13 protein-coding genes are annotated in these 14,309 nt (G+C 56.9%); 1 reads left to right on the top strand and 12 read right to left on the bottom strand.

Annotated features, from left to right (window positions below):
* Positions 1 to 10: 10 nt before the first annotated feature.
* The 11 genes from tla1 to ABLV78_RS09970 all read right to left on the bottom strand — a co-directional run bounded on the left by tla1 (position 11) and on the right by ABLV78_RS09970 (position 12,019).
* Positions 11 to 769 (bottom strand): toxin Tle1 chaperone Tla1, encoded by a 759-nt coding sequence (gene tla1, locus ABLV78_RS10020; RefSeq protein WP_047045193.1) that lies wholly within the window; start codon positions 767 to 769, stop codon positions 11 to 13.
* A gap of 2 nt (positions 770 to 771) precedes the next feature.
* The gene (locus ABLV78_RS10015) at positions 772 to 1,932 is read right to left on the bottom strand and encodes a KPHS_23130 family T6SS system protein (protein ID WP_047045196.1); all 1,161 of its coding nucleotides are present in this window, start codon (positions 1,930 to 1,932) and stop codon (positions 772 to 774) included.
* Positions 1,929 to 2,186 (bottom strand): PAAR domain-containing protein, encoded by a 258-nt coding sequence (locus tag ABLV78_RS10010; RefSeq protein WP_047045199.1) that lies wholly within the window; start codon positions 2,184 to 2,186, stop codon positions 1,929 to 1,931. Before ABLV78_RS10010 ends, ABLV78_RS10015 begins: the two co-directional genes overlap by 4 nt.
* Before the next feature lie 39 nt (positions 2,187 to 2,225).
* Positions 2,226 to 4,604, bottom strand: a complete 2,379-nt coding sequence (locus tag ABLV78_RS10005; RefSeq protein ID WP_047045202.1) for a type VI secretion system Vgr family protein — start codon at positions 4,602 to 4,604, stop codon at positions 2,226 to 2,228.
* A 200-nt stretch (positions 4,605 to 4,804) separates the two neighbouring features.
* Entirely contained in the window at positions 4,805 to 6,484 is a 1,680-nt protein-coding gene (locus tag ABLV78_RS10000; RefSeq protein ID WP_047045205.1) for an OmpA family protein, read from the bottom strand.
* Positions 6,481 to 7,146, bottom strand: coding sequence for a type VI secretion system protein TssL, short form (tssL, locus tag ABLV78_RS09995; protein ID WP_047045208.1), 666 nt, complete (start codon positions 7,144 to 7,146; stop codon positions 6,481 to 6,483). The genes ABLV78_RS10000 and tssL overlap by 4 nt, the downstream gene beginning before the upstream one ends.
* Positions 7,143 to 8,486, bottom strand: coding sequence for a type VI secretion system baseplate subunit TssK (gene tssK / locus ABLV78_RS09990; protein ID WP_047045212.1), 1,344 nt, complete (start codon positions 8,484 to 8,486; stop codon positions 7,143 to 7,145). The genes tssL and tssK overlap by 4 nt, the downstream gene beginning before the upstream one ends.
* 70 nt (positions 8,487 to 8,556) lie before the next feature.
* On the bottom strand, positions 8,557 to 8,781 hold the full coding sequence (locus ABLV78_RS09985; RefSeq protein WP_227505020.1) for a hypothetical protein: 225 nt from the start codon (positions 8,779 to 8,781) through the stop codon (positions 8,557 to 8,559).
* Positions 8,782 to 9,254: 473 nt separating this feature from the next.
* Positions 9,255 to 10,262, bottom strand: coding sequence for a FecCD family ABC transporter permease (locus ABLV78_RS09980; protein ID WP_047045215.1), 1,008 nt, complete (start codon positions 10,260 to 10,262; stop codon positions 9,255 to 9,257).
* Positions 10,259 to 11,215 (bottom strand): ABC transporter substrate-binding protein, encoded by a 957-nt coding sequence (locus tag ABLV78_RS09975; RefSeq protein WP_047045218.1) that lies wholly within the window; start codon positions 11,213 to 11,215, stop codon positions 10,259 to 10,261. Before ABLV78_RS09975 ends, ABLV78_RS09980 begins: the two co-directional genes overlap by 4 nt.
* A gap of 15 nt (positions 11,216 to 11,230) precedes the next feature.
* Complete coding sequence (locus ABLV78_RS09970; RefSeq protein WP_226473747.1) at positions 11,231 to 12,019, bottom strand: ABC transporter ATP-binding protein; 789 nt, start codon at positions 12,017 to 12,019, stop codon at positions 11,231 to 11,233.
* A gap of 186 nt (positions 12,020 to 12,205) precedes the next feature.
* Here ABLV78_RS09970 and ABLV78_RS09965 point away from each other — a divergent pair, with 186 nt between their 5' ends.
* Complete coding sequence (locus ABLV78_RS09965; RefSeq protein WP_047045221.1) at positions 12,206 to 12,892, top strand: RluA family pseudouridine synthase; 687 nt, start codon at positions 12,206 to 12,208, stop codon at positions 12,890 to 12,892.
* Between the two features lie 4 nt (positions 12,893 to 12,896).
* On the opposite strand, the gene tdcG is transcribed toward ABLV78_RS09965, so the two are convergent.
* Complete coding sequence (gene tdcG / locus ABLV78_RS09960) at positions 12,897 to 14,261, bottom strand: L-serine ammonia-lyase (protein WP_047045224.1); 1,365 nt, start codon at positions 14,259 to 14,261, stop codon at positions 12,897 to 12,899.
* Between the last annotated feature and the right edge of the window lie 48 nt (positions 14,262 to 14,309).

The raw sequence follows: 14,309 nt of genomic DNA, 5'->3' as shown, positions 1-14,309 counted from the left end.
GGAGGATGTTTCATTCCTCAAAGTGACTTTCGAACCAGGAAGCTAAATCACCGATAAAATTCTGCTGATGCGCCTGCCAGCCGAGCTGCCAAAGGGTATTAAATTTGTCCTCCTGAGTCGTAAAAAAGGTGCAGAATTTTTCAGAAACCGTAAATCGCTGGGCATCGATAGCGACATCCAGTTTCATTATTTGCTCATCGCTGAAATTAATCTTGATCGCCTCCGGGATCGTTGCCTGAACTGGCGAACACTCGCCTTCCAGCCAGCAGATCTTGTTGTCTCTATCGCGGTAGCTCCAGAGATAAACCGGTTCTAAAAACCACGCTTTTTGTTCTTCAGTGAGCACATGCCGCATCAGCAAGGGGAACATGCGGGTATCGTAATAGCGCACCAGGCCAGAACGGTCTTCCCAGGCGCCATCGGCCAGATTGCGCAGGTGGGCGGCGAGCGTTGAAAAACTTAGCGGTGAGAGAAAGATCAGCAGACCCGGCTTGTAGGAAAATGCGGCGATCAGATCGGCGAGCCACTGACGATGCTGCCAGCAAGCTAGCTCAAGCCGCATCAATAAAGGCGCCATCTCCAGCAGCGGCTCTTCCGGTTGCCCCTGATAGAGCGAGAACCACTGCACCGGAGGAGAAAGTCTATTTAAGCCATCCAACAACGGATTGCTTAAAACACCTTGATCGGCAATGAGATAGACGTCGCGCAGCGCGAGCTTTCGGGCAAATTGTTCCAGCTTGCTAGTCCATTCCTGATTCATTAACGACATGTTCATTCCTTCTTATCTTGAGGTTGCGGTGCCGGCACGGCTGCGGTGACGATGCCCAGAGAGAGGGCATGACGCGGATCGCGGGCGATCCAGCCGCAAGACTGGTGAAAGCGGCGGGCAAATATCGCCGCCAGCGCGATGGTGATGAGCTGCTCCATCTGCCCTGTCTCTCCCCAGTTTTCATCCTGCAGTAGTTGGTTGCTGTTCCAGCCGCTTTGCGCCAGTTCCGGGATTTGCGGCTGTGTAAATGCGATACAGGGATCGGGCGGACGTTCGGCCCCGCTTTGCTGCATCGCCCGCTGACAGACCTGCTGGATATTTTCCACCGCGGCGCCTTCATAAACCTCGCCGCGGGTCAGTCGCGCCTCCCCCTCCCGGGCCAGTAACCACAGCACGGCGGATTCACCCGCCGGTCTTGCGGTATCAGCCGTCGCCGCTACCGACTGGCACCCTGCCACCAGAATGAAACATGCGTCGCCAGCCACATTCATTCGTGCGGTAATCTCCGATAAGCTGGCCTCACCTTGCCAGGGTTCCGCCATATGCGGCAACTGAGCGGTGGGATAGCGCTTTCGCAGCTCGGCGCAAAATTCTCGCCATGCCGGTTCGCTGCCCTGCCAGTAACAGCCGCTCAGGCAGGGAAATTGATGATCGCCTCGCTGCGCCAACCATTGCCGCACCAGCATCCGGGCCAGCTGTTGTTCGCGCAGGTCGATATCAACGATGTCCGAGTGGATCAGCCGCAGCGCCCGCGCACCGGCCTCCAGTTTCTCTTTTGGCGCCTGATGTTCTCGCTTCAGCAGCGTCTGCCAGTGCTCGGGCTCACACCCCACCGGCCCCAGCAGCACCGTTTCCACCAGCCCTACGCTATATTGATGCCGGGCCCACCACGTTTGATGATCGAGATCGATCAACCGCTGGTAGTACTGGGTGTAGTGGACCGACAGGCGGTAATAAAGCAGACGCAGCATCCAGATGATGAAGACCAAAAGCACGGCGCTAACGATCGCGACGGCAATTAACGCCCCTCCACGCGCTTCGGCAGGCATTAACGCCGCGCCTCCTCCGCTGATAAACGTCAGCCCCGCGCCAAAGGACAACCACCGTCCGTTGTGGGGTGGCGTGGCGGTTTTGTAAGGCAGATAGTCGGTGAGCTGTCTCATAGCGCGACTTCGCAATCAGGGCGTGAACTCACCAGCGTACAGCCGCAGGCGCAACGATGCCCCTCAAGAGCCACCGGAGCACCATCCACTTCATACAGCGAGCTTCCTTCGGCTATGACCGTCAGGCCATGTTTATTGCAGCTCACTTGGTCGCCTTTACAGGCGATACCTTTACCAAAACAGAGGTAATGGCCGCCGATCACCGTACCGCCATGCTCACGCAAGCTATCACCCTGCCGAATAATGGGTTTCAAGGTCTGTTCCTCCGGGTAAGTTATATCAATAAGCGATTGTCAGGCGGCACGCGGAACAAAGGTCTGAGCCAGTTCTTGCGCATGAATCAGGCAATCTTTACAAATCGATGTGGGAAGGTCGGGAAGCGGAAATGTCTCGCCGGCGGGCCCTTGCATCTTATGTGTGCCCTTAAAACTGAGCAGGCTCGGGCTATGAAGGTGGATTTCCCCCTGCGGAGTCAGACGAATGTAGCCGCCGCCGCAGCCCAGGGTGATACCATTTTTCGCGGTAAGCTGCAGATGACCCTGCGTTGACTGAACGGTAATATCTTTCAGTGAAGTGAGCGCCAGAGTATCGCCGTGCGACTCTATCTCCAGCGGGCCTTTCACCGATACCATACGCATCCCTTCGCGGTGGGAAAGCAGTGAGATAGCGTTTTTGGTATTCACCGACAAACGATTACCGCTGGCCAGCGCAATATCGCTGGCGCTTTGCAGATACAGTCCTTTACCACTCTGCAACAGCGTCGTTTCCGCCGTCACGATGCCGATGCCCTTCGGCGCGCTCATCAGCAGGACGGGGCTCGCCAGATTGACGGCTTTGCCGACGAACTGCTTTAACGTGCTGATATCCGGTGGGATGTTGTAGTGGGTGCGGGCAATCTCCTGCCAGTCGTTGAGCTGAACTGCGGCGGCGCTGAGCAATTTACTGGCGGGCTCCATTTCCGCGACCGCCCCCATCGCTTTCAGCTGTTCGTCAGCGGTGATAAATATCCCTTTGCCTGCGCGGATCGCGCCGTAGCTGTCGGTGCGTAACTCAAACCCTTCTCCCCGCGGCGTGTTCTGATGATCCACCAGATGGCCGAGGTTCAGTTGGCTCTTGCCGCCATATTCGGTGCTGACCTTAACGTGCTCTTTACCTCGGGTATCATCGAGGCGAATTTTGTTGTTCGCTGGCGTGCGCAGCACGTTGCGCTTGTAGTTGTAAAGCGTCACATGGTCCTGGTGCGTGGAATCGTGCAGCGCGCCGGCGATGTAGGGCCGATCCGGATCCCCCTGCTCAAAAGCGATCGCCACTTCGGTTCCCGCTAACAACGGCAGATGCAGGCCAAAAGTTTCACCGGCGTAAGGGCGTGCCTGCCGCACCCACAGGCTTTCCTCACCCGGCTGCCAGCGATCGCGGTCGAATAATAAGTTCACCCGATAACGTCCGTCGCGATCGATATGGCCGTAGAGATCGTTGATTTTGGTGCTGGTGACGCGCGCTGGCAACGTCCCGGCCATCTTGGGTTTGCTGATGATTGCCGGGCGAAAGCAATAGGTTTCTACACTGGGAATGGCCTGAAACGTCACTTCGAAGCTGCGATCGCGGCGGGCGCGACAGTGAATAGCGGTGATCGCCACGCCCCGGCGCCAGACCTCCGTCACCTCCTCGCCGCCGTTCACTTTTAGCAGTTGGCCGGGAGCCAATGTCGCGCAGTTTGTTTCCCCGCTCAGCCGCGTCTGCTGGTTCAGGTAGCGCTCATGGCGAATACGGGCATAAAAGGCCCCGCTCTCCGGGTCCGGCGTATGCTGGTAGCGATTACCCGGCGCCAGATAGTTGTCCGCCCAGTGATAGGCTTCACCATAGGTGGTACTATCGCCGCGGCTGACATTGATGTTGAGATTCATGTCCTCGGGCGCGTTACGATAGTTGTAGTCACGGGTGAAGACCGAACGCTCAACCACGTGGTGTCGGCTCTGCAAATCCCACACCGACTCGCTGCCGCCATCATGCTGCCCTGACGGGGCGACCGAGGGCAACATCAGCCCCGCCTCGTAGTGTTGCTGGTCGTCGAAGAACTCCGCCACATCAATATTTAGCCGGGTATCTGCGGTGAAGCGAAACCAGATCCCCACCTCGCCCAACAGCCGGGAGATAAAAGTCAGATCGTCCTCGCCGTACTGCATCACCTGTTCACGGCGCGGATATTCATGCGCCAGTCGAAATACAAAATCTTCCCCGCGCATGTGGTGACGGGTTCTGAGAATGTGCTCCACAATCTGCGGCACCGACATGTCCTGGTAAATTCGATTCTGATGGCTCTTCGACAGTAACGCCAGACGCGGCTGTAACGTCAAGGCGTAACGCGTTTCCTCCTTTGAGGTGGAAATCCGTTCAAAAGTGGTGATCGTCCCCTGCAGCACGCGCACCGGTTGCTGGATCTTAATGCCAAATCCCTGGTCAACCGGCGCCTGCAAGGTCAGCGAGGTGTTTTGCAGCAACATCTGCTGCGGGGTGATGGCGCGATCGCTGCTGGTAAATTCAATGGTATAGCGGAAAGGCTCGCTTAAGTTTTCCTCGCCTTCGAAGCACAGAACATCCAGCGAGGAGTTACAACCATGCACCTGTAAAAGATGATGACTGTGGTTGAAAAACAAAGGCTTTATGTCACTCATGGTTTATTTTCCCTTATCAAACACCATTTTCTTTATCTCCCTTCCATCACTTTCAGCCACGCTACCGCCCGTCGCTGTTTCCTGTTGATGAGGAGCCCAAAAGCGCACAAGGTTGGGCAGATTGTGTTGACCCCGGTCCCCGGCAACAAAAACGACGGACAGGAAAACCTGCCCGCACGGAGATTGATGAGATAGTCGGTTTAGAAAGCACCATCCGCCGGGGATGAGGCGGAGTTGGTCGCCACCCGGCAGGCATCGGCCTGCGGCACCAGGCTAATTTCGACCCGGCGGTTCAGCGCCCGGCCTTGCTGCGCCTCGTTGCTGGCGATAGGTCGGCTTTCGCCATAACCCTGTACCGCAAAACAACTTTCCGGCACGTCACCGGTGTCGCGCATCCAGTTGCGCACCGATTCGGCACGCTTCAGAGAGAGTGTCTGGTTGGATTTATCATCACCCACGCTGTCGGTATGCCCGGCGATGACGATAAGCCAACCTGGCCTGGCCTTTATCCCCAGCAGCGAGTTCACCAGCAGCTTGGTGGAGCCCGGTTTCAGCGTCCACTTGCCGGTATCGAAAAGTGACATGCTGTCGAGGCGGATAATTTTCGGCACGATTTTTTCTACCGCTTTCGGCGGTGGCGGGGGGACGTAGGAGCGAATCGTTTCCAGTACCGTCTGACGCAGACGCTCGCCGCGATATAGCCCGAGCCCCAGCGCCAGCGGCGCGCCATCACGCGCGAAGGCGTCCAGTTGCGCCGCATCCTGACGTAAAATCTGTACGGCGCGGGCTTTTGCTGCATGGTCGTCCATCGCCGTCCGTTCATAGCGCTGAACATCAAAGCCGATCCGCTGAAGGAGTTGATGGTTGTTCCATGCGCTGCAGCACAGCGCGATCATGGCCGCGAGGGAGAACAGGCAGAATGCCCGCCGCAGAGCACGGTTTTTCGGCGTGATGCCACCGCCCAGCGGTAGTATTGGCAAAATGAAATCAGGCAATGTCCGCGCTTCTGAAGTCATTTCCGGCAACCAGCCCGGTAGTGAGTTGAGGGCGGTATGACCAGACAGCCAGCGCTGCCATAGGTTATCCGCCACGACAGGCGCCCCGGCAGGCGTGAAATGATACAGCACGACTGCCGGAGCAATCGGGGGAACATCGTCGGTTGCCGCAGTCAACGCGCTCAACGCCATCTGCTGCGTAAAGCGGGCAAACGCATTCATCCTCACCAGCGCCGCCAGGCGATGAGCGCCATCAGCCTGCATCAGCCAGCTTGCGCTGCTGCACGGCACGCCGTCAGAGGGCCACACCTGCGTCATCTCTCCGGCACGCGCAGTCTGCCATAACGGCTCCAGCGATGCGCCGGACAGGGTGCTGTTCAGCAGTAACGGTATCGCCCGGCGGGTATCACGCCGCACCTGAGCAAGCTGCCAGCGCAACTCGCGAAGCCGGGCCGTCAGCGCCGCGTCATCATCATGTTGTTGCGGCTGCACGCAGAACATCACTGCCAGTTGCGCGATGAGCGCCGGCCGCTCACGCTGCAAATAACGCACCGTCTGCTGTAACGCGGCGGTGGTGACTCTCAGCCAGCAACCTTGTGAGGTAGGATAAACCGCGCTTTCTCCCGGCCAGTCCGCGGTGTCGCCGCAGACCAGCACAACCGGCAGTCGGTAAGGCGCCGGCGGTAGCTCAACCATCCAGTCGGCATCCTCTGGTCGCCCGCGTCGTTGCCGCTCGACGTAGACCACTCCGGCCGCTACGCCCGCCACCGTCAACCCAACAGCCAGCAACCGGCCGCCGGTGGTTAACGGCAGAAACAGCAGGCTCAGCAGCACTACCAGCAGCCCCGCCCACAACCATAACAGGCGCTGATAGCGCGCGTTCATTGCCCGCTCCCCAGTTGCAAAGCCGCTACCAGACCATCCAGCCAGTAGTTCAACCCCAGCCACAGCGCGGCCACCGCCGCCAGCGACAATCCAATGCAGATAGGCCAACGGCGCAGCCAGTCAGCCATGCCGTTGCGCCCGGAGAGCGCCGCCAGTATCGGCTGATGCGGGTCGCTCGCAAACGGCGGTACACGCTCGCCGAGCGTGCTGACAAGCGCTGCGCGCGCCGGGTCATTAAGGCTATACCGGCCCTTAAACCCCAGCGCCAGCACCCGATGAAAACAGGTCAGTACGGCTAGATCCGGCGCCGGTTCGCGCAGCACCTGGCGGATGCGCTCATAGAGCGCATCCCCGGCTTCCATGCCGCCAAAATATTTGACCTCCAGCGGTCGATCGTACCAGGTGATACTGGCGTCATCTTCCTCTTTGCGGCCTTTGGCGGTTTCATCCAGCAGCGCGCACCAGCTATAAAGGATATGCTGGCGGTTCGCCTCACTGACATCCGCGGCCACAAGCTGCGCCATCACCTGTTCAATGTTGTTTACACAACGCTGCCAGAGGAGTTTCCCCTCCCCCTCGGCCAGTTTGGCGCCGAGACGCAGTTCCGTCACCGTAAGCCAGCTATCCGCCAGCAGAGCATCAATATTGAGATCCTGAGTCATGAGCGCAGCACCGCATACAGTTCGAGTTCAGGGTCGCCCAGCAGGCCGGGCACATAAAAGACGCAACTCCCTTCCGCCAGCATCGCCTGCGCCGCCGGATGAGTCATATCAAGGGTGAAATACTGATTTTCCAGGCGCAGCGGGATGGCGGCGGGAACATGGCTCATGGCCTTTAGCGGAATACCCGGCTGCGAACCGTTGACCACCCGGTCAACCTCATCGGGGCTACCGGCTTTACACTGTTGCGGAAATTGCTCCAGCAGCTGCGCCGCAGGTAGCGCGGAACGCACCGAGAGATAAAAATCGGCCTCTTCGCGCAACCTTGGATCGTGCAGACGGGCATGCCAGCGCTTACGCCGGTCATCGTGCGTCATTTCAATCGCCACGACCCTGGATGGCAGGCTGGCTTCGAGCAGTACGCCGAGTAATTTGAACAACGGTGGAAAGACTTCTGTCAGCGCCTGATGGCGATAAGGCGGAATATCCGCCGTAGTATGGTCAAGGGAGAAGGTCAGCAGACTGCCCGCCAGGCTGGCCAGCGCTTCATACAGCCGTTCCGGATGTACCTGTGGATGGCGTAGAAAATGGCTCAACACCGGCTCCGCGCTGTTGAGCGCGTTCAGTAGCCAGAACAGTGATACATCCGCTACCGCAAAATCCGCCATCCTGGCGTTGCTCTCCCGGCGCATCGCCATCAGGCGCTGCAGGCGCGCGCGCAGCTGATTCGTCAGCTGTTCTGTTTGTTCGTAAAGCCAGTGGCTGGCCAACACTTTCAGCAGCGGCGGGATAAAGTGCTCATCCAGCGACCAACAGTTCTGACTGTCGCGACGTAGTCTGGCGAGGGCGACGGTTTGATAATCGCCGTTATCGTCATCCGCAGCGCGCAGCGTTAGTTGCGCAAGCAGCACCGCAATTTGTCGACTGTCTTCGCCATATCTGTTGCGCACTTCTCGCCAGGCCAGACGCCAACGTACCGGCCGCTCTGCGCGCTCTTCCATCTGCAGGCAGTTGCCGCCGTTTTCATTCTCATGAGGCAGCGCCAGCACCACGGTTAATTCACGGCAGTCCTCCTGCGGCAATACCATTACCGCAGGAAGCGCATCAGCGTTATCGCTGTCGATAAGCGTGCCGTCAGGAAAGCGCACGTACAGGTGACTGGCTTTCAGTGTCCCTTGCTTTAGCAGGGCGGCGTCAAATTCGACGCGGATGACGCCCCAGGGATTCATTACTCCCAGACGGGCAATACATTCGCTTTGCCAGGCCGCCTGGTTCACCTGTTGTTGAAAATGTTGTGGGGAGATCATCTGACCCCTGCCCCACAGTGGTCGTAATGTTTTCATCGCACCTCCTGTGCGTTACTTTTGCTTCTTCAATAAGACGTTCTTAAACCCCAGATTTCATTTCACCTTGCTAACTCACGGGCGAACGGCGCTCCGAAAGAGAAAAAATTGAATTATTGTTATTGGTATTTATTTTTTCTTGAACGAATATTGGGTGGGCTTTAATATTATCGAAACGACTAACGGCCAGAAGTTTAAGCGTCAGCTCGACGGCCCTCGGTTCAATTTCGATATGCAGTGACAATTGTGAATGAATACGGGTATTGAGTCGCTCACCTGGGAAGGCGTTGTTCATTACATCCCTTATATATCCGAACCACATCAGAATGAATCACTAGTTACCGTCAGCCACCCAGATTAATGAACCATATTTAGATTGATATCAAGAATATTCACTATAGAAATAACAAACAAAATAACTAGCAATCGCAATATTACAATATATCGCGTGGGTTCATGTGTTTTTAGTAGGGAATTAAACCAAAAACTCACTGACTAACGGGGCATGCGCCAATGATGCCTATTCCATTGATATAAATCATCACTTACCGCTATGCCGCAACAATATTGACCTGAAAGAATTTTCGGCTCAATTATATTTCTGGCGAATTATTTACAAACATTCTATCTCCCCCAAATGCGCACCAGCCAGAAAAGTCACCTCTTCAACGGCGGAGAATATTTTTATATTCGGCGAATAACATTCATTCAAATAATAAAACCCATTAATTGCGCGCAATTAATGGGTTTTATTAGCCTTGACCCGGCTTATCGTGTTGCCCGCATCAGCAGACTAACAATAAACGCGCCGCCAAGCCCGGCAGTAATAATACCAATCGGTAATTCTTGATTCGCTATCAGGCTTCGGCTAAGTATATCGCCGCCAATGAGCAATATCGCGCCCAGCAGAGCGCACATTGGCACGGCCATTCGGTGCCTGACGCCCACGACCCGACGCGCCAGATAAGGCACCATCAGGCCGACAAAACCAATGACCCCGGTTAAAGAGACCAGCAAAGCGGTAGCCAACGCGCAGCAGAGAAAGGTTTCGCTTCTCAGCCGCTCCACGTCGACGCCCAGCGAGCAGGCCGTCTGCTCACCCGCCAGCAGCGCATCCAACGCCCGCCAGCGAATCAGGGTAAATCCGCTCAACAACGCCAGGCTCAATAACGGAATGAACAAGTTGTCCCATCGCGCCAGTCCCAGACCGCCCAATGACCAGAATAGCAACGAACCGGCCGCTCGCTGATCGCCGGAAAAGACCAGATAGCTGGTCAGCGCGCTGAAAAGAAACGACACCGCCAGGCCGCAGATAATTAACTGTTCCGCTCGCCTTAGCTGGTTGACGCGAAACAACATCATCACCGCCAGCGCGGATAATATCCCGCCGATGAAGGCCGAGACCGGCAGCGTAAACGCCCCCAGTATCTCGCCGAAACGGGTGATCACCAGCACCGCGCCGGCGGAAGCGCCTGAAGAGAGACCGAACAAGAATGGATCGGCCAGTTCGTTACGTGTCGTAGTCTGTAACAGCAAGCCGGCGATCGCCAGTCCTGCGCCGGTCAACGCCGCCAGCAGGCTCCGTGGTAGGCGTAAGTCAATGATGATAGTTTTCAAAATTTCGGGAATGGGAGCCGATGATAGCCCTAACGCTGATACCACCTGTCGCCATGAGAGTTCCACACTCCCCAACCGCAGGCTCGAAATCATCAAGGCGCATAAAACGACGGATGCCAGCGCCGTCCATAGAACAAAACGTTGCACTGACGGCTTCATTTCACGTCCGTGGCATATAAGAGATGCACCAGCTTCTCAACTGCCGCAATATTCGCCGGCCCCGGAGTCAATTCAGCATACTGCAACTTTAGATAACGCTGCTGCCGGACAGCGGGGGTCTGTTTCATCAGGGGATGGGATTCCAGTATGCGCTGCAGCGCCTCGGTTCCCGTGCCGGTTTGGTAATCGAGCAGAATAATCACCTGTGGTTCTCTGGCCGCCACCGCCTCCCAGCTCGTCGTTGTCCAGTTCGCGTCCAGAGTATCCATCACGTTGCGTCCCCCGGCCGCCTCGATAATGGCCGTCGGCATCCCGTACTTGCCGCTGGTAAAAGGTTTATCTTCGCCGGAGTCATAGACAAAGACCCGCAGCGGCTGCGTATTCGCTGCCCTGGCAGGCAGATGCGCCAGGCGACGCTTCCATCCTTCCACCAGCGCTTCTGCCTGTTGTTGCTTGCCAAAAATCTTGCCCAACTTGAGTTCATCGTTGTACAGCAAACTCATATCAGCTTTCTTCCCGCGCCCGCCGGCCTGGACGCAGCTTTCACTGAGTACCAGGGTGTTAATCCCATATGGCGCCAGCGTCTGCGGCGTCACATCGCCGCCGATTTTCATGCCGTAGTTCCAGCCGGCGAAGAAAAAGTCCGGCCGAACCGCCAGCAGCGTTTCCAGCGCCGGATATTTAGGCGCCAGCTCGGGGATGGCCCCCATTGCCGCTTTGAACTCCGGCGTAAGTTTGTACCAGCCGGTGATGCCGGTTAGCCCCACAATCCGCTGCTGGAGATCGAGCGCGAAGGCCATTTCCGCCATATTAAGATCGTTAATCACCGCGCGCTGCGGGGGTTGATTAAAGGTGATGGGCTTACCGCAGCTATCCACGGTGACGGGAAATTGATTAGCCAGCGCCAACGGGCTACTTAACAGCAGCAATAAAGTAGTTAAAAGTTTGTTCATATTTACTCGAGTTCATTAAGCGCGATGAGGAACTTCAAAAATGCGCAGCGCTTTACCGCTAACGGGATGCGCCACGCGAAAACTGGTCATGCCAAAAACCGGATAGCTCACGCTGGGGTGCAGCGCAGCCTCGGGTACGTCGCAAATCATCTGCTTGCCATGGTGGAGAACCAGCATCCGGTCGGCAAAGGCTTCAGCCGCGGCAAGGTCGTGTAACACCGCAATCACCGCAACCTCTGCGCGTTTTACCAGGGCAAGTAACTCGGTTCTCGCCAGCGGATCGAGGTGATTAGTCGGCTCATCCAGCAGTAATAATGTGGGCGATTGCGCCAGCGCGCGGGCGAGCGCGGCGCGCTGGCGCTGACCGCCGGAGAGGTCGCCCAACTGGCGATGGCGTAAAGGTTTCAGATCCGTATCACTAATAACGCTCTCCACGATGCGACGTCCCTGCGCCGAGGACGGTGATTCGCGATACGGTAAACGCCCCAATTGAACATACTCTTCCACCGTCAGACGCAAATCGGGGATATCGTTTTGCGACAGGAAGGCAATATTCCGCGCGCGCGCTTCCGGCGACAGTTGCCGTAGTGGACGCCCCTGCCAGTACAGCGTCCCTTTATCCGGACAGAGTTCGCCAATAATGGCTCTTAATAGGCTCGACTTACCGCTGCCGTTAGGTCCAATAACCGCCAGCTTTTCCCCGGCTCGGAGCGAGAAATGAATACCGTCGAGTATCACGGCCCCCCTTTTGGCTGTCAGATGCAGCGTATTGATGCGAAGTATTTCAGTATCGACCTTGGACATATTACTTTATTTCGTATGTTATAACATAACAATTATGTATCACACCCCACTCGTCTCTGCAAAGGGGTTGCATACTTTGTTATCGTTATTCGCTAAAAAGTCTTCCGTTCCGGAGCGTAGATTCCGGGTCGCCTTCCAGACAGAGATTCGCTATCATCCGCCCTCACCCTTAAGCAGCGCCTGCCCATGTCTACCGTAATTGATACCTTCATCGCCCCACCTTGTTCCGCGCAGATTAAGATCCTCTACGAGGACGAACATTTGTTATTGATCGACAAACCCAGCGGTCTGCTCAGCCTATCGGGTAAGAACCCGCAGAACCTGGATTCGGTCCATCACCGCCTGGTGCAGAATTTTCCTGGGTGCTCGCTGGTTCATCGGCTCGATTTCGGGACTTCCGGCCTTATGGTGGTGGCGCGTAACAAAGCGATAAACGCCGCGCTGTGTCAGCAGTTCAGCCAGCGGGCGGTAAGCAAGGTTTATCACGCCCTGTTGTGTGGGCATCCAGAGGAAGATGAAGGGGTGATAGACGCGCCGATTGCTAAAGATCCGGCGCTGTTTCCACGAATGGCGATTAGCGTGCGTAACGGTAAACCGGCGCGCTCGTGCTTTCAGGTGCTATCACGGGAATGGTTGTCAACAGCCGATGGTTCGCTGGCGGTAACTCGCGTACGATTGCTACCGGAAACCGGACGCACCCATCAGCTACGCATCCACTGCCAGCATCTCGGCTATCCGATTCTCGGCTGCGATCTCTACGGAGGGCTGGCGTCACATCAGGCCTCACGCCTGATGCTCCACGCCAGCGAACTGCATTTTCACCATCCGGTCAGCGGTGAAGCGATAGCGGCGCGCCAGCCCAGTCCTTTCTGATTCGTCAGTCGCAAATCACTTTTATCGCCAGCCCGCCGCGTGAGGTTTCGCGATATTTATCGTTCATGTCTTTACCGGTTTCATACATTGTCTCAATGACCTTGTCGAGACAAACCCGCGGCTCGCTGGTTCGGCGGAGCGCCATCCGCGCGGCGTTAACCGCCTTCACCGCATTGATGGCATTGCGTTCGATGCAGGGGATTTGCACCTGCCCGGCCACCGGATCGCAGGTCAGACCGAGGTTATGTTCCATGGCGATTTCCGCGGCGTTGCATACCTGCGCCGGGCTGCCGCCAAGGAGCTCCGTCAGCCCAGCCGCCGCCATAGAGCAGGCCACGCCAATTTCGCCCTGACAGCCAACTTCTGCGCCAGATATAGAGGCATTCATCTTATACAGTGAACCGATAGCCGCCGCAGCCAGCAGATAGCGGGCAATCGAGTTGGCATTGACCGGGCGGCGAAACTTGTCGTAATAGGCCATAACCGCGGGAATAATCCCGCATGCGCCATTGGTAGGCGCGGTGACGACCCGGCCACCGGCGGCATTTTCTTCGCTCACCGCCAGCGCAAACATATTGATCCAGTCGATGACGTTCATCGGATCGCGGGACAGACTATCGCTGGCCACCAGCTGTCGGCGCAGCGCCGCCGCCCGCCGCGGCACGTTGAGCGGCCCCGGCAGCACGCCCTCGGTATTCATTCCCCGCTCAATACCGTTACGCATCACCGCGTAAATGGCGGCGAAGCCAGCATCGATTTGCCCCTTATCGCGCAGCGCCAGCTCGTTTTGCATCATCAGGCCAGAGATGGAAAGGCCATTGTGTTCGCACAGCTGAAGCAGTTGATGGGCGGAACGGAAATCAAAGGGGACGGGCGTTGCGATATCGTGAGTCTGGCCAAAACGCGATTCCTCAACGATAAATCCGCCGCCAATTGAGTAATAGGTTTTGCTGAGTAGCGGCTGCTGATGATCCCAGGCGCTGATGCGCATACCGTTCTCATGGCGGGCCAGCGCGCTATCATGAAATACGATGCTCTCCGGCAGCGGGAAATCAACCTGCCGACTCCCCTTCGCCACCGGCAGACGGCCGCTCGCGGTCACCTGCTGAATGAAAGCCGGGATGGCGTCAATATCGACATCCTGCGGACTATTTCCCGCCAGCCCCATGATAATGGCGACATCGGTTGCATGCCCTTTGCCGGTCAGCGATAGCGAACCGTACAGATCGACGACAATGCGCGTAGTCTGCGTCAGGTCGCCGCGGGTCGCCAGCTCGGTGATAAAACTTTTTCCTGCATTCATCGGCCCCACCGTATGAGAGCTCGAAGGACCAATACCAATTTTGAAAATATCGAAAGCGCTAATCATATCTACACCTCGGTTTACCGTGCAGTGAAGACCAGGTTTCACACCCAT

Source organism: Klebsiella sp. CN_Kp075 (genome assembly GCF_040065055.2).
GTDB lineage: Bacteria > Pseudomonadota > Gammaproteobacteria > Enterobacterales > Enterobacteriaceae > Klebsiella > Klebsiella aerogenes.
Note: the sequence above shows the minus strand (reverse complement) of the source record. Positions and strands in the feature narration are given on the sequence as shown.

Excerpts from the sequence above, each read along its gene's own strand:
- ABLV78_RS10015 (WP_047045196.1), bottom strand. The coding sequence starts at position 1,932 with ATGAGACAGCTCACCGACTATCTGCCTTACAAAACCGCCACGCCACCC.
- ABLV78_RS09980 (WP_047045215.1), bottom strand. The coding sequence starts at position 10,262 with ATGAAGCCGTCAGTGCAACGTTTTGTTCTATGGACGGCGCTGGCATCC.
- ABLV78_RS09975 (WP_047045218.1), bottom strand. The coding sequence starts at position 11,215 with ATGAACAAACTTTTAACTACTTTATTGCTGCTGTTAAGTAGCCCGTTG.
- ABLV78_RS09985 (WP_227505020.1), bottom strand. The coding sequence starts at position 8,781 with ATGAACAACGCCTTCCCAGGTGAGCGACTCAATACCCGTATTCATTCA.
- ABLV78_RS09965 (WP_047045221.1), top strand. The coding sequence starts at position 12,206 with ATGTCTACCGTAATTGATACCTTCATCGCCCCACCTTGTTCCGCGCAG.
- tssK (WP_047045212.1), bottom strand. The coding sequence starts at position 8,486 with ATGAAAACATTACGACCACTGTGGGGCAGGGGTCAGATGATCTCCCCA.
- ABLV78_RS10005 (WP_047045202.1), bottom strand. The coding sequence starts at position 4,604 with ATGAGTGACATAAAGCCTTTGTTTTTCAACCACAGTCATCATCTTTTA.
- tla1 (WP_047045193.1), bottom strand. The coding sequence starts at position 769 with ATGTCGTTAATGAATCAGGAATGGACTAGCAAGCTGGAACAATTTGCC.
- tdcG (WP_047045224.1), bottom strand. The coding sequence starts at position 14,261 with ATGATTAGCGCTTTCGATATTTTCAAAATTGGTATTGGTCCTTCGAGC.
- ABLV78_RS10000 (WP_047045205.1), bottom strand. The coding sequence starts at position 6,484 with ATGAACGCGCGCTATCAGCGCCTGTTATGGTTGTGGGCGGGGCTGCTG.
- ABLV78_RS09970 (WP_226473747.1), bottom strand. The coding sequence starts at position 12,019 with ATGTCCAAGGTCGATACTGAAATACTTCGCATCAATACGCTGCATCTG.
- tssL (WP_047045208.1), bottom strand. The coding sequence starts at position 7,146 with ATGACTCAGGATCTCAATATTGATGCTCTGCTGGCGGATAGCTGGCTT.